The organism is Gottfriedia sp. OAE603 (assembly GCF_040543965.1).
Taxonomy (GTDB): Bacteria; Bacillota; Bacilli; order Bacillales; family Bacillaceae_G; genus Gottfriedia; species Gottfriedia solisilvae.
On record NZ_JBEUNN010000001.1, the window covers coordinates 1 to 21,044 of the forward strand.

The window sequence follows — 21,044 nt, forward strand, 5'->3', positions numbered from 1 at the left end:
GGGAAACCCCCAACTACCATCGACGCTGAAGAGCTTAACTGCCGTGTTCGGTATGGGAACGGGTGTGACCTCTTCGCCTTAATCACCTGATTTATTTGTGGGTTTGTACCCTCAAAACTAGATAATGTCATTATCAAACTTGTTAGTTAAGTCCTCGACCGATTAGTATCAGTCAGCTCCACGTGTCACCACGCTTCCACCTCTGACCTATCAACCTGATCATCTCTCAGGGGTCTTACTAGCTTAACGCTATGGGAAATCTCATCTTGAGGGGGGCTTCATGCTTAGATGCTTTCAGCACTTATCCCTTCCACACATAGCTACCCAGCCATGCTCTTGGCAGAACAACTGGTACACCAGCGGTGTGTCCATCCCGGTCCTCTCGTACTAAGGACAGCTCCTCTCAAATTTCCTGCGCCCACGACGGATAGGGACCGAACTGTCTCACGACGTTCTGAACCCAGCTCGCGTACCGCTTTAATGGGCGAACAGCCCAACCCTTGGGACCGACTACAGCCCCAGGATGCGATGAGCCGACATCGAGGTGCCAAACCTCCCCGTCGATGTGGACTCTTGGGGGAGATAAGCCTGTTATCCCCGGGGTAGCTTTTATCCGTTGAGCGATGGCCCTTCCATGCGGAACCACCGGATCACTAAGCCCGACTTTCGTCCCTGCTCGACTTGTAGGTCTCGCAGTCAAGCTCCCTTATGCCTTTACACTCTTCGAATGATTTCCAACCATTCTGAGGGAACCTTTGGGCGCCTCCGTTACTCTTTAGGAGGCGACCGCCCCAGTCAAACTGCCCACCTGACACTGTCTCCGAGCCGGATAACGGCTCTAGGTTAGAATTTCAATACAGCCAGGGTAGTATCCCACCGACGCCTCCACCGAAGCTGGCGCTCCGGCTTCTCAGGCTCCTACCTATCCTGTACAAGCTGTACCAAAATTCAATATCAAGCTGCAGTAAAGCTCCACGGGGTCTTTCCGTCCTGTCGCGGGTAACCTGCATCTTCACAGGTACTATAATTTCACCGAGTCTATGGTTGAGACAGTGCCCAAATCGTTACGCCTTTCGTGCGGGTCGGAACTTACCCGACAAGGAATTTCGCTACCTTAGGACCGTTATAGTTACGGCCGCCGTTTACTGGGGCTTCAATTCAGAGCTTCTCCCGTAAGGGATAACCCCTCCTCTTAACCTTCCAGCACCGGGCAGGCGTCAGCCCCTATACTTCGCCTTACGGCTTCGCAGAGACCTGTGTTTTTGCTAAACAGTCGCTTGGGCCTTTTCACTGCGGCTCTCCCGGGCTTGCACCCAAAAGAGCACCCCTTCTCCCGAAGTTACGGGGTCATTTTGCCGAGTTCCTTAACCATAGTTCTCTCGCTCACCTTAGGATTCTCTCCTCGCCTACCTGTGTCGGTTTGCGGTACAGGCACCTATTTCCTCGCTAGAAGCTTTTCTTGGCAGCGTAGAATCAGGAACTTCGGTACTATATTTCCCTCGCCATCACAACTCAGCCTTAACGATGTGCGGATTTGCCTACACATCAGCCTAATTGCTTGGACGCGCATATCCAGCAGCGCGCTTACCCTATCTTTCTGCGTCCCTCCATTGCTCAAACGGAAATCAGGTGGTACAGGAATATCAACCTGTTGTCCATCGCCTACGCCTGTCGGCCTCGGCTTAGGTCCTGACTAACCCTGGGAGGACGAGCCTTCCCCAGGAAACCTTAGGCATACGGTGGACGGGATTCTCACCCGTCTTTCGCTACTCATACCGGCATTCTCACTTCTAAGCGCTCCACCAGTCCTTACGATCTAGCTTCAACGCCCTTAGAACGCTCCCCTACCACTGATACCATACGGTATCAATCCGCAGCTTCGGTGATACGTTTAGCCCCGTTACATTTTCGGCGCAGAGTCACTCGACCAGTGAGCTATTACGCACTCTTTAAATGGTGGCTGCTTCTAAGCCAACATCCTGGTTGTCTAAGCAACTTCACATCCTTTTCCACTTAACGTATACTTTGGGACCTTAGCTGGCGGTCTGGGCTGTTTCCCTCTTGACCACGGATCTTATCACTCGTAGTCTGACTCCTATGGATAAGTCATTGGCATTCGGAGTTTGACTGAATTCGGTAACCCGTTGGGGGCCCCTAGTCCAATCAGTGCTCTACCTCCAAGACTCTAACACATAAGGCTAGCCCTAAAGCTATTTCGGGGAGAACCAGCTATCTCCGAGTTCGATTGGAATTTCTCCGCTACCCACACCTCATCCCCGCACTTTTCAACGTGCGTGGGTTCGGACCTCCATTCAGTGTTACCTGAACTTCATCCTGGACATGGGTAGATCACTCGGTTTCGGGTCTACGACCACGTACTATATCGCCCTATTCAGACTCGCTTTCGCTGCGGCTCCGTCTCTTCAACTTAACCTTGCACGGGATCGTAACTCGCCGGTTCATTCTACAAAAGGCACGCCATCACTCATTAACGAGCTCTGACTATTTGTAAGCACACGGTTTCAGGTTCTCTTTCACTCCCCTTCCGGGGTGCTTTTCACCTTTCCCTCACGGTACTGGTTCACTATCGGTCACTAGGTAGTATTTAGCCTTGGGAGATGGTCCTCCCAGATTCCGACGGAATTTCACGTGTTCCGCCGTACTCAGGATCCACTCAAGAGGGAACGAGGTTTCAACTACAGGGTTTTTACCTTCTTCGACGGACCTTTCCAGGTCGCTTCATTTACCCCGTTCCTTTGTAACTCCGTATAGAGTGTCCTACAACCCCAAGAGGCAAGCCTCTTGGTTTGGGCTATCTTCCGTTTCGCTCGCCGCTACTCAGGAAATCGCATTTTGCTTTCTGTTCCTCCAGGTACTTAGATGTTTCAGTTCCCTGGGTCTGTCCTCATTACCCTATGTATTCAGGTAATGATACTACTCCATTACGAGTAGTGGGTTCCCCCATTCGGAAATCTCCGGATCAAAGCTTACTTACAGCTCCCCGAAGCATATCGGTGTTAGTCCCGTCCTTCATCGACTCCTAGTGCCAAGGCATCCACCGTGCGCCCTTTCTAACTTAACTAATTTTAAAACTTAAATTAAACTTACGCAGTTTAATGAATGACATTATCTAGTTTTCAAGGTACAAATTGAGAGTGAACTCTCAAAACTAAACAAAACAATGAAGAAACATCTTTTCATGCATGAACCAACGGTTCATGATGTCTCCATAGAAAGGAGGTGATCCAGCCGCACCTTCCGATACGGCTACCTTGTTACGACTTCACCCCAATCATCTGTCCCACCTTAGGCGGCTGGCCCCTAAAAGGTTACCCCACCGACTTCGGGTGTTACAAACTCTCGTGGTGTGACGGGCGGTGTGTACAAGGCCCGGGAACGTATTCACCGCGGCATGCTGATCCGCGATTACTAGTGATTCCGGCTTCATGTAGGCGAGTTGCAGCCTACAATCCGAACTGAGAATAGTTTTATGGGATTAGCTCCACCTCGCGGTCTTGCAACCCTTTGTACTATCCATTGTAGCACGTGTGTAGCCCAGGTCATAAGGGGCATGATGATTTGACGTCATCCCCACCTTCCTCCGGTTTGTCACCGGCAGTCACCTTAGAGTGCCCAACTGAATGCTGGCAACTAAGATCAAGGGTTGCGCTCGTTGCGGGACTTAACCCAACATCTCACGACACGAGCTGACGACAACCATGCACCACCTGTCACTCTGTCCCCGAAGGGAACGCCCTATCTCTAGGGTTGTCAGAGGATGTCAAGACCTGGTAAGGTTCTTCGCGTTGCTTCGAATTAAACCACATGCTCCACCACTTGTGCGGGCCCCCGTCAATTCCTTTGAGTTTCAGTCTTGCGACCGTACTCCCCAGGCGGAGTGCTTAATGCGTTAACTTCAGCACTAAAGGGCGGAAACCCTCTAACACTTAGCACTCATCGTTTACAGCGTGGACTACCAGGGTATCTAATCCTGTTTGCTCCCCCACGCTTTCGCGCCTCAGCGTCAGTTACAGACCAGAAAGTCGCCTTCGCCACTGGTGTTCCTCCAAATCTCTACGCATTTCACCGCTACACTTGGAATTCCACTTTCCTCTTCTGCACTCAAGTTTCCCAGTTTCCAATGACCCTCCCCGGTTGAGCCGGGGGCTTTCACATCAGACTTAAGAAACCGCCTGCGCGCGCTTTACGCCCAATAATTCCGGACAACGCTTGCCACCTACGTATTACCGCGGCTGCTGGCACGTAGTTAGCCGTGGCTTTCTGGTTAGGTACCGTCAAGGTGCCAGCTTATTTAACTAGCACTTGTTCTTCCCTAACAACAGAACTTTACGACCCGAAGGCCTTCATCGTTCACGCGGCGTTGCTCCGTCAGACTTTCGTCCATTGCGGAAGATTCCCTACTGCTGCCTCCCGTAGGAGTCTGGGCCGTGTCTCAGTCCCAGTGTGGCCGATCACCCTCTCAGGTCGGCTACGCATCGTCGCCTTGGTGAGCCGTTACCTCACCAACTAGCTAATGCGCCGCGGGCCCATCTGTAAGTGATAGCCGAAGCCATCTTTCAATAAAGGAACAGGAGTTCCTTTATGTCATCCGGTATTAGCTCCGGTTTCCCGAAGTTATCCCAGTCTTACAGGTAGGTTGCCCACGTGTTACTCACCCGTCCGCCGCTAACCTGCAGGAGCAAGCTCCTACAAGTCCGCTCGACTTGCATGTATTAGGCACGCCGCCAGCGTTCGTCCTGAGCCAGGATCAAACTCTCCATAATAGTTAAGTTTAAATCTTGTATTGCTCAAAAAACTAATAATTGACGTTTTACTTCATGTTTTGTTTAGTTTTCAAAGATCATTTCATCGCTCGTAAGCGACTTATATTATAATAACATTTTTTAGTTGTTTTTGTCAACAACTAATTTTTCATTATAATTTGTTGAACACTTTGTTTTAATGTGACAACGATTAATAATATACCATCTATTTTTCACTAATGCAATACCTTTTTAACATAAAACAAAAATGTTTTTCATTTTATGTTAAAAACATGGTATTACAAAACCATCAGCTTTTTTTTGCAGGGTAGTTCCACAATAAACGTTGAACCTATACCAACTTCACTTTCTACATATACTAAACCGTTATGCATTTCGACAATTTTTCTAACAATAGATAATCCTAGTCCATTCCCCATAGTAGTTCGATCTCTAGACTTATCTGCTTTATAAAATCTTTCAAAAATATGCAGTTGATCTTCATTAGATATTCCAATTCCAGAATCTTTTATTTGTACGATTATCTTATCATTGTTTTCCGTTACCGATACTGAAATTTCTCCACCATTAGGAGTGAACTTAATACTATTACTTATTAAATTCTGCCACACTTGGTTTAAGAGCACTTCATCTCCTTCAATATCAACCTTATTTAGATTTACTACCATATTGATATCCTTTTCAAGTATTTGAGGCTCACAACTTAAAATTGAATACATTAGTTGACTATTTAATGAAAACATAGCTTTGTCGAGTGGTTGGTCTTGTGTTTCCAAAGATGTCAATTTGAGCAGATTATCACTAAGTTTAGATAAACGATTACTTTCATACTCAATAATACTTAAATATTGCATTCTTTCTTCTGTAGGTAAGTTTTCGTTTTGAAGTACTTTTGCAAATCCTTTTATAGATGTAAGTGGAGATTGAATCTCATGAGATACATTAGAGATAAATTCCTGTCTCATTTTTTCTACCTGTTCTAGACTAACTGCCATATTATTGAAGCTATTAACAATTTTTCCGATTTCTCCTCTATTCATATCAGGAAATTTTTCAAAATTTAGTGTAACGTTATAATCACCTCGAGAAATACTCTTAATCGCATGATTTATCTCATTTATCATGATCTTTTGTTTAGGATGATGAAAGAATTTACCAACAATAGCAGCAAATATTCCTAGTACTACAAAAGTTAATAATGTATTGATAATATGTACTGTTAGATCTGATAGGTTATTAAAATAACGATCATATATAAGATTTGTGGAGAAATAAGTAATTACACTACTAATGATAATAATTCCTGCAAAAAATAATATAGCATGTAATACATCTTTTAAAATTTTCATTTTATAATCTCCATTCGATATCCCAATCCCCAAACGGTTGTAATTTTAAAATGAAATTCTTTCTCGGGAAATCGCTCTCTTAGTCGTTTAATATGAACATCCACTGTTCTTTCATCCCCTTGATAATCAAAACCCCATATATTTTCAATCAACTGTTCTCTTGAAAAGGTTCTTCCAAGAGAACTAGCCAATACAAACAATAATTCTAGTTCCTTCAGAGGTATAGTAATTGTGTTGCCATTGCAGATTACCTTAAAATTCCCATGATCTATCATTAAATTTCCAACATGGACTATTTGTGAAGATGATATTTTCGCTCTTCTTAATAAAGCTTTTACTCTTACAATTAACTCAACTGGTTCAAACGGTTTTACAACATAGTCATCTGTTCCCAATTTAAAGCCCTTTACTTTTTGCTCCGTTTCACCCTTTGCAGTAAGCATAATGATAGGAAGATCATATGCAGATCTTACCTCTTGGCAAAGCTCGAAACCATCCATTTTAGGCATCATTAAATCAATGATCATAAGATCTATTTTTTGTTTATCAAAAGTTTCTAAAGCTTCGATACCATTTGTTGACTCATACACTATAAATCCTTCATTACTTAATAAAACACTTAATAACTTCCGAATATGAGGATCGTCATCTACAATTAAAATATTAGTCATCACACTTTTCCTTCCCTAATACGTTATACGATACTGTTCACTCTTAATTGTTGATCAGCAAACTCTTTATACATCGGGTGGTAGCTATATAACTCATCATGTGTTCCGATACCAGTGATTTCTCCTTTATCTAAAAATACGATTTGATCGGCATCAATTACAGTAGATAGACGATGAGCAATGATTAATGTAGTTCTACCCTGCATCAAATTTGATAGTGCATTCTGAACAACTAACTCCGACCTACTATCAAGATTCGATGTAGCCTCATCTAACATTAGTAATTTTGGATTTCTTAATAAAGCTCTAGCAATACCTATACGCTGTCTTTGACCACCGGATAATTTAATACCTCGCTCTCCAACTTCAGTATCAAATCCTAATGGTAATTCACTAACAAATTGGTCTACATAAGCCATTTTAGAAACATTCACTAATTCTTGTTCAGTTACTTCCCTTTCAATACCATAGCAAATATTCTCTCGAATCGTACCAATGATTAAAGGACTTTCTTGAGCAACATAACCTATGTGTTTTCTCCAACTTTCTAATTTAAAGTTATTAATTGGATTTGTGCCGATTATAATCTCTCCATCAGTAGGAGAATAAAAGCGCTCAATTAATGAAAACAAAGTCGTTTTCCCACTACCACTAGGGCCAACTATTGCAGTTACTTTACCTGGATTGATAGAAAAGTTAAGCTCTTTTAAAATTTCTTCATCCCTATATGCAAAGCTTAATTTATTTATATGAATTGGTAAATTAGTATCAGTGTCTTCAGTTCCATTTTGATAATCTTCTTCTTCTAACTCTAAAATATTGATCATACGCTCTGTTGCACCTTTTGTTTTTTGAAGCTCGGTAAAAAAGTGCGTAATTTGAGTAACTGGAAAAATGATTTGAAACAAATACAGTATATAGGCTACAAGTGCGCCTGCTGTGATTGCACCAGATGATACTCTCACCCCACCATATCCAATAATCACAACAAGAACTAACATTAATACAAAGGATACGATTGGTCCGATTAATGCATGTAATTTTCCTTCTTTAATACCAAATGACAATAACTTATTTATACCCTTACTACCATTTGTCATTTCAGTTGATTCAGCATTTGAAACTTTAACTAATCTAATCTCAGAGAAGACTTGGCTAATTAATGATGTGAACTTCGCTGTTTCATCTTGTGTTAACTTTGACAGCTTTGACATTTGTCTTCCAATCGGGATAAAGATCAATACAATAACAGGTATGATACTAAAGGTTACTAACGTCATTTTCCAATCTAGTATTAGTAGTAAAACAAATGAACCGATTATTGAAATAATACCAGTTAAAAAATTAGTAATATGTTCAGTTATTAAACCTTTTAAAATTGCTGTATCATTGGTAACTCTACTTACATTTTCTCCTGTTTGACTATTATCGTAATAAGTAATTGGTAGAACAATCATCTTTTTCCATAGTCTATGTCTTACATTTGCTACAACCTGATTACCAACTCTACTCAATAAGTAAATTGCAGTAGCTGAAGATATGGCCTGTAAAAGAAGTACACCTGCAAATAAAGCTATTTGCCCAGCACTTAAAGATGATATTGAAAACCCATCTACGAACTTTTTAGTAAGTAACGGTAATATTAATCCAACTAAAGTTGTTGTAACACTTAATAAGACACCTACAATGAATAAGACCTTAGGTGGGTTTGCGCTTTTAATTAATGCTATAAAGTTCTTCCAATCGTTTTTATTTATATTTTTTTCTTCTTTCATCACTTTACTCCTAACTCTATATCTAAATTTAAGTACTTATTAAATTTACATCTTAAATATGAATAAAAAATGAACTAGGATTTACAATCTACCAAAGAAATTTTAACTTTAAAAACACAAAAAAACATCAGCTTAATAGCTGATGTTTTTCATTTACCAGGCGACGTTCTACTCTCACAGGGGGAAACCCCCAACTACCATCGACGCTGAAGAGCTTAACTGCCGTGTTCGGTATGGGAACGGGTGTGACCTCTTCGCCTTAATCACCTGATTTATTTGTGGGTTTGTACCCTCAAAACTAGATAATGTCATTATCAAACTTGTTAGTTAAGTCCTCGACCGATTAGTATCAGTCAGCTCCACGTGTCACCACGCTTCCACCTCTGACCTATCAACCTGATCATCTCTCAGGGGTCTTACTAGCTTAACGCTATGGGAAATCTCATCTTGAGGGGGGCTTCATGCTTAGATGCTTTCAGCACTTATCCCTTCCACACATAGCTACCCAGCCATGCTCTTGGCAGAACAACTGGTACACCAGCGGTGTGTCCATCCCGGTCCTCTCGTACTAAGGACAGCTCCTCTCAAATTTCCTGCGCCCACGACGGATAGGGACCGAACTGTCTCACGACGTTCTGAACCCAGCTCGCGTACCGCTTTAATGGGCGAACAGCCCAACCCTTGGGACCGACTACAGCCCCAGGATGCGATGAGCCGACATCGAGGTGCCAAACCTCCCCGTCGATGTGGACTCTTGGGGGAGATAAGCCTGTTATCCCCGGGGTAGCTTTTATCCGTTGAGCGATGGCCCTTCCATGCGGAACCACCGGATCACTAAGCCCGACTTTCGTCCCTGCTCGACTTGTAGGTCTCGCAGTCAAGCTCCCTTATGCCTTTACACTCTTCGAATGATTTCCAACCATTCTGAGGGAACCTTTGGGCGCCTCCGTTACTCTTTAGGAGGCGACCGCCCCAGTCAAACTGCCCACCTGACACTGTCTCCGAGCCGGATAACGGCTCTAGGTTAGAATTTCAATACAGCCAGGGTAGTATCCCACCGACGCCTCCACCGAAGCTGGCGCTCCGGCTTCTCAGGCTCCTACCTATCCTGTACAAGCTGTACCAAAATTCAATATCAAGCTGCAGTAAAGCTCCACGGGGTCTTTCCGTCCTGTCGCGGGTAACCTGCATCTTCACAGGTACTATAATTTCACCGAGTCTATGGTTGAGACAGTGCCCAAATCGTTACGCCTTTCGTGCGGGTCGGAACTTACCCGACAAGGAATTTCGCTACCTTAGGACCGTTATAGTTACGGCCGCCGTTTACTGGGGCTTCAATTCAGAGCTTCTCCCGTAAGGGATAACCCCTCCTCTTAACCTTCCAGCACCGGGCAGGCGTCAGCCCCTATACTTCGCCTTACGGCTTCGCAGAGACCTGTGTTTTTGCTAAACAGTCGCTTGGGCCTTTTCACTGCGGCTCTCCCGGGCTTGCACCCAAAAGAGCACCCCTTCTCCCGAAGTTACGGGGTCATTTTGCCGAGTTCCTTAACCATAGTTCTCTCGCTCACCTTAGGATTCTCTCCTCGCCTACCTGTGTCGGTTTGCGGTACAGGCACCTATTTCCTCGCTAGAAGCTTTTCTTGGCAGCGTAGAATCAGGAACTTCGGTACTATATTTCCCTCGCCATCACAACTCAGCCTTAACGATGTGCGGATTTGCCTACACATCAGCCTAATTGCTTGGACGCGCATATCCAGCAGCGCGCTTACCCTATCTTTCTGCGTCCCTCCATTGCTCAAACGGAAATCAGGTGGTACAGGAATATCAACCTGTTGTCCATCGCCTACGCCTGTCGGCCTCGGCTTAGGTCCTGACTAACCCTGGGAGGACGAGCCTTCCCCAGGAAACCTTAGGCATACGGTGGACGGGATTCTCACCCGTCTTTCGCTACTCATACCGGCATTCTCACTTCTAAGCGCTCCACCAGTCCTTACGATCTAGCTTCAACGCCCTTAGAACGCTCCCCTACCACTGATACCATACGGTATCAATCCGCAGCTTCGGTGATACGTTTAGCCCCGTTACATTTTCGGCGCAGAGTCACTCGACCAGTGAGCTATTACGCACTCTTTAAATGGTGGCTGCTTCTAAGCCAACATCCTGGTTGTCTAAGCAACTCCACATCCTTTTCCACTTAACGTATACTTTGGGACCTTAGCTGGCGGTCTGGGCTGTTTCCCTCTTGACCACGGATCTTATCACTCGTAGTCTGACTCCTATGGATAAGTCATTGGCATTCGGAGTTTGACTGAATTCGGTAACCCGTTGGGGGCCCCTAGTCCAATCAGTGCTCTACCTCCAAGACTCTAACACATAAGGCTAGCCCTAAAGCTATTTCGGGGAGAACCAGCTATCTCCGAGTTCGATTGGAATTTCTCCGCTACCCACACCTCATCCCCGCACTTTTCAACGTGCGTGGGTTCGGACCTCCATTCAGTGTTACCTGAACTTCATCCTGGACATGGGTAGATCACTCGGTTTCGGGTCTACGACCACGTACTATATCGCCCTATTCAGACTCGCTTTCGCTGCGGCTCCGTCTCTTCAACTTAACCTTGCACGGGATCGTAACTCGCCGGTTCATTCTACAAAAGGCACGCCATCACTCATTAACGAGCTCTGACTATTTGTAAGCACACGGTTTCAGGTTCTCTTTCACTCCCCTTCCGGGGTGCTTTTCACCTTTCCCTCACGGTACTGGTTCACTATCGGTCACTAGGTAGTATTTAGCCTTGGGAGATGGTCCTCCCAGATTCCGACGGAATTTCACGTGTTCCGCCGTACTCAGGATCCACTCAAGAGGGAACGAGGTTTCAACTACAGGGTTTTTACCTTCTTCGACGGACCTTTCCAGGTCGCTTCATTTACCCCGTTCCTTTGTAACTCCGTATAGAGTGTCCTACAACCCCAAGAGGCAAGCCTCTTGGTTTGGGCTATCTTCCGTTTCGCTCGCCGCTACTCAGGAAATCGCATTTTGCTTTCTGTTCCTCCAGGTACTTAGATGTTTCAGTTCCCTGGGTCTGTCCTCATTACCCTATGTATTCAGGTAATGATACTACTCCATTACGAGTAGTGGGTTCCCCCATTCGGAAATCTCCGGATCAAAGCTTACTTACAGCTCCCCGAAGCATATCGGTGTTAGTCCCGTCCTTCATCGACTCCTAGTGCCAAGGCATCCACCGTGCGCCCTTTCTAACTTAACTAATTTTAAAACTTAAATTAAACTTACGCAGTTTAATGAATGACATTATCTAGTTTTCAAGGTACAAATTGAGAGTGAACTCTCAAAACTAAACAAAACAATGAAGAAACATCTTTTCATGCATGAACCAACGGTTCATGATGTCTCCATAGAAAGGAGGTGATCCAGCCGCACCTTCCGATACGGCTACCTTGTTACGACTTCACCCCAATCATCTGTCCCACCTTAGGCGGCTGGCCCCTAAAAGGTTACCCCACCGACTTCGGGTGTTACAAACTCTCGTGGTGTGACGGGCGGTGTGTACAAGGCCCGGGAACGTATTCACCGCGGCATGCTGATCCGCGATTACTAGTGATTCCGGCTTCATGTAGGCGAGTTGCAGCCTACAATCCGAACTGAGAATAGTTTTATGGGATTAGCTCCACCTCGCGGTCTTGCAACCCTTTGTACTATCCATTGTAGCACGTGTGTAGCCCAGGTCATAAGGGGCATGATGATTTGACGTCATCCCCACCTTCCTCCGGTTTGTCACCGGCAGTCACCTTAGAGTGCCCAACTGAATGCTGGCAACTAAGATCAAGGGTTGCGCTCGTTGCGGGACTTAACCCAACATCTCACGACACGAGCTGACGACAACCATGCACCACCTGTCACTCTGTCCCCGAAGGGAACGCCCTATCTCTAGGGTTGTCAGAGGATGTCAAGACCTGGTAAGGTTCTTCGCGTTGCTTCGAATTAAACCACATGCTCCACCACTTGTGCGGGCCCCCGTCAATTCCTTTGAGTTTCAGTCTTGCGACCGTACTCCCCAGGCGGAGTGCTTAATGCGTTAACTTCAGCACTAAAGGGCGGAAACCCTCTAACACTTAGCACTCATCGTTTACAGCGTGGACTACCAGGGTATCTAATCCTGTTTGCTCCCCACGCTTTCGCGCCTCAGCGTCAGTTACAGACCAGAAAGTCGCCTTCGCCACTGGTGTTCCTCCAAATCTCTACGCATTTCACCGCTACACTTGGAATTCCACTTTCCTCTTCTGCACTCAAGTTTCCCAGTTTCCAATGACCCTCCCCGGTTGAGCCGGGGGCTTTCACATCAGACTTAAGAAACCGCCTGCGCGCGCTTTACGCCCAATAATTCCGGACAACGCTTGCCACCTACGTATTACCGCGGCTGCTGGCACGTAGTTAGCCGTGGCTTTCTGGTTAGGTACCGTCAAGGTGCCAGCTTATTTAACTAGCACTTGTTCTTCCCTAACAACAGAACTTTACGACCCGAAGGCCTTCATCGTTCACGCGGCGTTGCTCCGTCAGACTTTCGTCCATTGCGGAAGATTCCCTACTGCTGCCTCCCGTAGGAGTCTGGGCCGTGTCTCAGTCCCAGTGTGGCCGATCACCCTCTCAGGTCGGCTACGCATCGTCGCCTTGGTGAGCCGTTACCTCACCAACTAGCTAATGCGCCGCGGGCCCATCTGTAAGTGATAGCCGAAGCCATCTTTCAATAAAGGAACAGGAGTTCCTTTATGTCATCCGGTATTAGCTCCGGTTTCCCGAAGTTATCCCAGTCTTACAGGTAGGTTGCCCACGTGTTACTCACCCGTCCGCCGCTAACCTGCAGGAGCAAGCTCCTACAAGTCCGCTCGACTTGCATGTATTAGGCACGCCGCCAGCGTTCGTCCTGAGCCAGGATCAAACTCTCCATAATAGTTAAGTTTAAATCTTGTATTGCTCAAAAAACTAATAATTGACGTTTTACTTCATGTTTTGTTTAGTTTTCAAAGTTCATATTGTGTCACTCATTGGCGACTTCTATATAATATCAAAGGTATCGCTAATGGTCAAGATGTTTTTATAAAATAATTTTAAAAAAAATACGTTATTTTCTATTTTAAACGAAATTCCCTATTTTATAAGGGTTTTCAATAATATATTAGACAAAAATAACGCATTTTTTCATTTCAATATTTTATATCTTATAATAATTTCTACAATAATATTTGTTCTATAAATACTTTTCTCTCTTTAGTTAGGTCAATTACTCGATCGCTGTTTTCTTCTTTCACAACCGGTCTTGTTATTTCGTTACGTGATTGGTATACAATTTTGCCAATTATACCATTAGATAATAAAACTTTATCTCCTAATTGATAATTGATAACAATTTGATTAATTGAATCAATAACAGTTGGATGAAATTTACCGAAGCATTCTTTATTTAAGTGTTCGATAATTTGAAAATCATTTAAATCCTCATTAGAAAATAAAACTTTGTTAAAGAAATAAGCACTTGCCCCAAGTATTGAAGCATATTCGTTAATATGAGTTGCTTTTAACTTTAATGGATATCCACTTCCATCTAATCTTTCTTCATGCTGAAGTATAGCTATTTTCATTTGATCTCGTAAGAACTGAACCTTTTCTACTATACGATAACTATGCATTGGATGGTTTTTATAATCAGGACTATTTTCTAATTGCTGAATGCTTTTAAAATGATATTTAGCATATCCAGCATTACAAAGAGCTGCTGATACACCTACTTGAATAATGTCACCTTTTGAATAGTTAAGTTTTTGTGCAATAAGCGTAGAAAGAAGTGTACATAGTAAACTGTGATGAACGATCTTATCTTTATCATCTTTTAAAGTAACACTAGGCCTTGGTATTTTTTTAATCGTCGTATTTTCAATATAGTCGATTAATGGGATTAAGATTTTTCTAAACTCTACTATATTTAGAGGTCCCCCAGATTCCCAACTAACAAAGTGAGTACGATACAATTTCATAGCTTCTTGATAAATACTTATAAATTCTAATGAAGTATTATCATTTTTTGACTCAGAAGCATTCGATTCATTTTTTTGTGCAATATCAACTTCAATTTCATTTATTAGAAAAGCTCGGATTAAATCAATATCGAAAGTTGTTAATTGTTTTCCCACGTCAACTATAGGAGTTTCTGTATTTGCTAAAACTGGTTTACTTATAATCCAGCCTTCCCTTAACATTTCCGTACGCACTTTCATTAGTTATCCCCCGTATTATCAGTTTAAAAAAGAGAGAACAATAAATCTGTTCTCTCTTTTTTTGTCATAGGATTACCTTAAAGTATTATTCTTCTGTTGTTTCGATCTCTTCTGAGTCTTCAAGTATAGAAGGATCTTCTTCATCCTCTTTAGCAGCAATGGCTACTGTAGCAACATGACCTTCTTGATCTAATCTTATTAGTTTTACCCCTTGTGTAACTCGTCCAAGTCGAGAAATTTGCTCGATTGGCATACGAATGATTACACCAGATTCAGTAATTAACATTAAGTCTTCTTCATCACTTACACATTTTAGAGAAATCATCTTTCCGTTTTTATCTGTAACGTTAAGTGTTTTTAGACCTTTACCGCCACGACTTTGAATACGGTATTCTTCTTGAGAAGTTCGTTTACCATAACCTAGTTCTGTAACAACAAGAATATCTAAGTGTTCCTCAACTACTTCCATTCCTACTACATAATCATCGTCAGAAAGTGTAATTGCTTTAACACCTGTAGCTGTTCTTCCCATTGATCTTACATCTTCTTCGTTAAATCGAATCATCATACCTTTAGAAGTTCCGACAACAATATCTTTAGTTCCATCTGTTAAACGGACTGAAATTACATCATCATCTTCTCTTAGATTGATTGCGATTAACCCGTTTGTGCGGATATTTGCGAAAGCGGATAATGGAACACGCTTTGAAATACCAAGTTTTGTCGTAAAGAACAGATACCAGTTATCTAAAAACTCACTGACTGGGATGATTGCATTTATACTTTCATCTTTATCAATTTCTAGTAAGTTTACAATTGGCAGCCCTTTAGCTGTACGGCTAAATTCAGGGATTTCATAACCTTTAGAACGGTATACTTTTCCTTTGTTTGTAAAGAATAATATCGTATCATGCGTAGAAGTAGTTAGTAAGTGTTCTAGGAAATCATCGTCATTTGTTCCCATACCTTGAATACCTCTGCCACCTCTACGTTGAGAACGATAAGTAGAAATTGGTAAACGTTTGATATATCCATTATGAGTTAAGCTAACAATGATATTTTCTACTGGAATTAAATCTTCATCTTCAATCATTTCAACTCCACCAGGAACAATTGCAGTTCTTCGTTTATCGTTGTATTGCTCTTTTAATTGCGTTAACTCTTCACGGATAATTTCAAGGACTCTCTCTTCATCTGCAAGAATAGCTTTTAACTCTGCAATTAATTTAATTAATTCTTGATATTCTTCTTCGATTTTTTCACGTTCTAATCCAGTCAAACGTTGTAATCTCATATCTAAAATAGCTTGAGCTTGTCTTTCTGATAAAGAGAATGTTTCCATTAAACCATTTTTAGCAATTTCTCCTGTTTGAGAAGCTCTAATTAAGCTAATTACTGCGTCTAAATGATCTAAAGCTACTTTTAAGCCTTCTAAAATATGTGCACGTGCTTCTGCTTTTTCTAATTCAAATTTAGTTCTTCGTTTAATAACTACAATTTGATGATCTAGGTAATGCTTTAAGCAGCTTTTTAAAGATAAAACCTTAGGTTCACCGTTAACTAGTGCTAAAAGATTAATACCAAAACTAGTTTGTATAGCAGTTTGTTTATATAAATTATTTAATAAAACATTGGCATTTGCATCTCTTCTTACTTCAATGACAATTCGCATACCATTTCTGTCAGATTCATCACGAAGATCTGTAATACCTTCAATTTTTTTGTCGCGTACCAGTTCCGCAATTCGTTCAACTAGTTTTGCTTTATTTACTTGATATGGTAATTCAGTAACAATAATTGTTTGTCTTCCGTTAGCTTTTTCTTCAATTTCAACTTTACCCCTGATAATAATAGATCCTTTACCAGTTTCATAAGCTTTACGAATCCCAGATTTTCCTAGAATCATTCCAGCAGTAGGAAAGTCAGGTCCTTGAACATATTCCATAAGTTCTTGAGTAGTAAGTTCAGGATCTTTACTTAAAGCAAGTACACCATCGATTATTTCGCCTAATTGGTGCGGTGGAATATTAGTTGCCATACCAACCGCAATACCTGTAGCACCATTTACAAGTAAATTAGGAAAACGGGCTGGTAATACAATTGGTTCTCTCTCAGAACCGTCATAGTTATCTTGGAAGTCTATTGTATTTTTATTTATATCTCGAATTAGTTCCATTGATATTTTAGACATTCTAGCTTCTGTATAACGCATTGCCGCTGCTGCGTCTCCATCTACTGAACCAAAATTACCATGGCCATCTACTAACATATAACGGAAGTTAAAATCTTGGGCCATACGAACCATCGTTTCGTAAACTGCTGAGTCACCATGTGGATGATACTTACCAATTACTTCACCAACGATACGAGCTGATTTTTTATAAGCTTTTTCAGCCGTCATGCCTAAATCATTCATTGCGTACAAAATTCTTCGATGTACAGGTTTTAAACCGTCACGTACATCTGGTAATGCACGCGAGACAATTACACTCATTGCATAATCTAGGAAGGAATTACGCATCTCATTACTTATATTGATTTCTTTGATTTGTTGATTTTCGTTCAACATCGGCACCTCCCTTTATTTTACGTTTCTATGTAGGAAAAGGAGCATAATAGCCCCTTTCATATTTACTTATTAAATATCTAAATTCTTAACATATCTAGCGTTATCTTGAATGAAGTTACGTCTAGGTTCTACTTTTTCACCCATTAATGTTTCAAACGTTTCATCTGCCTCGATAGCGTCCTGAAGATTTACTTGAAGTAAAGTTCTAGTTTCAGGATTCATTGTTGTTTCCCATAACTGCTCAGGGTTCATCTCTCCTAAACCTTTATAACGTTGAATAACTGGTTTTGGAACAGCAGATAAATTCGAAAGTATTTCTTCCATTTGTCGATCATTATAGGCATATTGTACTTTCTTACCTTGTTGAATTTTGTATAAAGGCGGTTGAGCAATATATATATATCCGCTCTCTATTATTTGACGCATATATCGGTACAAGAACGTTAACAATAAAGTACGGATATGAGCTCCATCAACATCGGCATCCGTCATCAATATAATTTTGTGATAACGAGCTTTTTCAATATCAAAGTCATCACCAATCCCTGTACCAAATGCAGTAATCATTGAACGTACTTCATTATTAGATAAAATCTTATCAAGACGAGCTTTTTCTACGTTAATGATTTTTCCACGTAAAGGTAAAATAGCTTGGAAATGTCTATCTCGTCCTTGTTTAGCACTTCCTCCGGCTGAGTCACCCTCTACAATATAAATTTCACTTATTGAAGAGTCCTTTGAAGAACAATCTGCTAATTTCCCAGGCAAACTTGAAACTTCTAGTGCACTTTTTCTTCTAGTTAATTCACGTGCTTTTTTAGCAGCCATACGTGCTCTTGCAGCCATTAAACCTTTTTCAACTATTTTTCGAGCCTCAGTAGGGTTTTCTAATAAGAATTTATCTAACTTCTCACCAAAAACTTGCTCAGTGATTGTACGAACTTCACTATTACCTAGCTTTGTTTTTGTTTGCCCTTCAAATTGAGGATCTGGATGCTTAATAGATACGATCGCAGTTAATCCTTCACGGACATCTTCACCTGATAAATTACTATCTTGTTCTTTAATTAATCCATTTTTTCGACCATAATCATTAATTACTCTTGTTAAGGCAGTTTTAAATCCAACTTCATGTGTACCACCTTCATGGGTATTAATATTATTCGTAAATGAGTAGATATTACTTGTATAGCTTTCGTTATATTGAAGAGCAATCTCTACAGTTATTCCATCTTTTTCACCAATAACAAAAATCGGTTCTTCATGAATAACTTCTTTTGAACGATTCAAATGTTCAACATAAGATTTGATTCCACCTTCATAGTGGTACTCTTTCTTTTGTTTGTTTTCTCTACGGTCTTCGATTGTTAAACGGAGACCTCTATTTAAAAAGGCTAATTCTCGTAAACGATTTGCTAGCGTATCAAATTCATAAATTGTTGTTTCTGTAAAAATTTCATTATCAGGTTTGAAATGTGTAATCGTACCTGTTATTTCTGTTTCACCAACAATACTCATATCAGCTACTGGAACACCTTTTGCAAACTGTTGATAATAAATATTCCCATCACGATGTACATGAACTTCTAGCATTGTAGAAAGGGCGTTAACTACTGAAGCACCTACACCATGTAACCCACCTGATACTTTATAACCGCCACCGCCGAATTTACCCCCAGCATGTAGCACTGTCATGATAACTTCAAGTGCAGGTCTTCCCATTTTTTCATGAATACCAACCGGAATTCCTCTACCGTTATCTTTAACAGTAATACTATTATCTTCTTCTATAATAACGTTAATTTCATCACAATAACCCGCTAAAGCCTCATCGATACTATTATCTACAATTTCCCATACTAAGTGATGTAAACCTTTTCCACTTGTAGATCCGATATACATACCTGGTCTTTTACGAACGGCTTCTAAACCTTCTAGAACTTGTATTTGATTTTCATCATAATTATGTTCTTGCATTTTTTGATCCATTGTCATGAACACTCACCTACTTTTCTTATTTTACATAAAAGAACTAACAAATTTCAGCTATGCTTTTTAGGCGGCGTAGTAGAAATTTCTAAATAAAAAATGTCGTAAAATTTACTTAATCAACATTACTAATAATTGTTCCATGTGAAACATTTATAATGTTCGCTTGCTTTATCGTTTCGTGTTGAATGCCGTCGACACTTGTAGTAGTTACAAAAGTTTGCACTTTATTTTGAATAGCATTTAATAAATGTGTTTGACGAAAATCATCTAATTCTGAAAGAACATCATCAAGTAAAAGGATAGGATATTCGCCTACTTCCTCTTTGATTAGTTCAATCTCCGCTAGCTTTAATGAAAGAGCAGTCGTCCGCTGTTGTCCTTGTGACCCAAAAGTCTGAACATTTTTGTCGTTAACCATAAAAACTAAATCATCTCGATGTGGACCAAGTAGTGTAGTACCTCTTGATACTTCACGCTCTTTTTCAGCTTCAAATTGTTTTATGTACTCTTCTTCCATTTTCGTCAAATCTGTTAAATCTGATACATTAATGCTTGGTTTATATATAATTTCTAGTTTTTCAGTCTCTCTAGAAATCTGACTATGAATTGGCGATGCCCAATCTTGTAATAATTTGATAAACGAAATTCGCTTTTCAACTATTTTCACTGCATGTTTCACTAACTGAGCAGTAAGTACTTCAAGCATTAAATAATTTCGATCCCGACTCGTTTGTAAGGTTCTAAGTAGTGAATTTCGTTGTTGGAGGATTCTTTGATATTGACTTAATTCATGTAGGTAAACTGGCGATACTTGTCCTAATTCCATATCAAGAAATTTACGACGCACTTGTGGACTACCTTTTACTAAGTGTAAATCCTCTGGTGCGAACATAACGACATTCATTACGCCTATATATTGACTTAACTTCATCTGTTCAAGATGGTTTAGCTTCGCTTTCTTACCTTTCTTAGAGAGGATTAGTTGTAGTGATACATGTTGATTTTTCTTTTGTAACGTACCTTTTATTGTACCATACTCTTCATCCCAACGTATCATTTCTTTGTCGTTGCTCGTACGATGTGACTTTGTTAAAGCTAGCACATAGATAGATTCCATTAAATTTGTTTTACCTTGTGCATTTTCTCCAATAATAACATTCACGTTATTTTGAAAATTTAATTGAAGTTGTTCGTAATTACGAAAATGTTTTAATTGTAAATCTTTAATATACAATGGGATTCCCCCAGAACTTATGAAGTAATAATATACGTACCAATTCCTGTAATAGAAATAGTGTCATTTACAACTAATTTTTTACCTCTTCTATTTTCAGGCTCATTATTTACAAAAATCTCGTGTTCAGATAAAAACCACTTTGCCATTCCGCCTGTATCGATTACACCCGCTAATTTTAAAAACTGCCCAAGTGTAATATATTCTGTATTTATTTTAACTTTTTCATTTTTCATTTTTCATCACCCTCAAATATCCATTTCTTAATTGTACTAAACTTCTAACAGAAAAAAAATAGGAATCCCATATTTTCTATTGTAACAGTAAAAAAAGACTGACCCACTTGTACTTTGCACTCTCCAAAAGACTTTTAGTAGAAAAAATA

At 41.1% G+C, this 21,044-nt stretch carries 8 protein-coding genes and 6 rRNA genes; all 14 read right to left on the reverse strand.

Features of this window, described 5'->3' with window-relative positions; translation table 11 throughout:
- Positions 1–90: ribosomal RNA gene (rrf, locus tag ABID96_RS00005) — 5S ribosomal RNA — on the reverse strand; the annotation flags it as partial.
- A gap of 52 nt (positions 91–142) precedes the next feature.
- Positions 143–3,082: ribosomal RNA gene (locus tag ABID96_RS00010) — 23S ribosomal RNA — on the reverse strand.
- Positions 3,083–3,233: 151 nt separating this feature from the next.
- A 16S ribosomal RNA gene (locus ABID96_RS00015) occupies positions 3,234–4,784 on the reverse strand.
- A 278-nt stretch (positions 4,785–5,062) separates the two neighbouring features.
- On the reverse strand, positions 5,063–6,133 hold the full coding sequence (locus ABID96_RS00020; RefSeq protein WP_192604589.1) for a HAMP domain-containing sensor histidine kinase: 1,071 nt from the start codon (positions 6,131–6,133) through the stop codon (positions 5,063–5,065).
- Positions 6,130–6,807, reverse strand: coding sequence for a response regulator transcription factor (locus tag ABID96_RS00025; RefSeq protein ID WP_192604588.1), 678 nt, complete (start codon positions 6,805–6,807; stop codon positions 6,130–6,132). The genes ABID96_RS00020 and ABID96_RS00025 overlap by 4 nt, the downstream gene beginning before the upstream one ends.
- A 20-nt stretch (positions 6,808–6,827) precedes the next feature.
- Positions 6,828–8,579, reverse strand: coding sequence for an ABC transporter ATP-binding protein (locus ABID96_RS00030; protein ID WP_192604587.1), 1,752 nt, complete (start codon positions 8,577–8,579; stop codon positions 6,828–6,830).
- Between the two features lie 155 nt (positions 8,580–8,734).
- Positions 8,735–8,850: ribosomal RNA gene (gene rrf, locus ABID96_RS00035) — 5S ribosomal RNA — on the reverse strand.
- A 52-nt stretch (positions 8,851–8,902) separates the two neighbouring features.
- Positions 8,903–11,842, reverse strand: a 23S ribosomal RNA gene (locus ABID96_RS00040).
- Positions 11,843–11,993: 151 nt separating this feature from the next.
- Positions 11,994–13,543: ribosomal RNA gene (locus tag ABID96_RS00045) — 16S ribosomal RNA — on the reverse strand.
- 280 nt (positions 13,544–13,823) lie between these two features.
- Positions 13,824–14,864 (reverse strand): HD-GYP domain-containing protein, encoded by a 1,041-nt coding sequence (locus ABID96_RS00050; protein ID WP_192603675.1) that lies wholly within the window; start codon positions 14,862–14,864, stop codon positions 13,824–13,826.
- A gap of 85 nt (positions 14,865–14,949) precedes the next feature.
- Positions 14,950–17,430, reverse strand: a complete 2,481-nt coding sequence (gyrA, locus tag ABID96_RS00055) for a DNA gyrase subunit A (RefSeq protein WP_483300330.1) — start codon at positions 17,428–17,430, stop codon at positions 14,950–14,952.
- Between the two features lie 72 nt (positions 17,431–17,502).
- On the reverse strand, positions 17,503–19,422 hold the full coding sequence (gyrB, locus tag ABID96_RS00060) for a DNA topoisomerase (ATP-hydrolyzing) subunit B (protein WP_192603706.1): 1,920 nt from the start codon (positions 19,420–19,422) through the stop codon (positions 17,503–17,505).
- A 115-nt stretch (positions 19,423–19,537) separates the two neighbouring features.
- Positions 19,538–20,659 (reverse strand): DNA replication/repair protein RecF, encoded by a 1,122-nt coding sequence (gene recF / locus ABID96_RS00065; protein WP_192603673.1) that lies wholly within the window; start codon positions 20,657–20,659, stop codon positions 19,538–19,540.
- 17 nt (positions 20,660–20,676) lie between these two features.
- Entirely contained in the window at positions 20,677–20,895 is a 219-nt protein-coding gene (gene yaaA / locus ABID96_RS00070) for a S4 domain-containing protein YaaA (RefSeq protein ID WP_088001666.1), read from the reverse strand.
- Positions 20,896–21,044: the final 149 nt, after the last annotated feature.

Coding starts and splice junctions, on each gene's coding strand:
- ABID96_RS00050 (WP_192603675.1), bottom strand. CDS start 14,864: ATGAAAGTGCGTACGGAAATGTTAAGGGAAGGCTGGATTATAAGTAAA.
- yaaA (WP_088001666.1), bottom strand. CDS start 20,895: ATGAAAAATGAAAAAGTTAAAATAAATACAGAATATATTACACTTGGG.
- gyrB (WP_192603706.1), bottom strand. CDS start 19,422: ATGGATCAAAAAATGCAAGAACATAATTATGATGAAAATCAAATACAA.
- ABID96_RS00020 (WP_192604589.1), bottom strand. CDS start 6,133: ATGAAAATTTTAAAAGATGTATTACATGCTATATTATTTTTTGCAGGA.
- ABID96_RS00030 (WP_192604587.1), bottom strand. CDS start 8,579: ATGAAAGAAGAAAAAAATATAAATAAAAACGATTGGAAGAACTTTATA.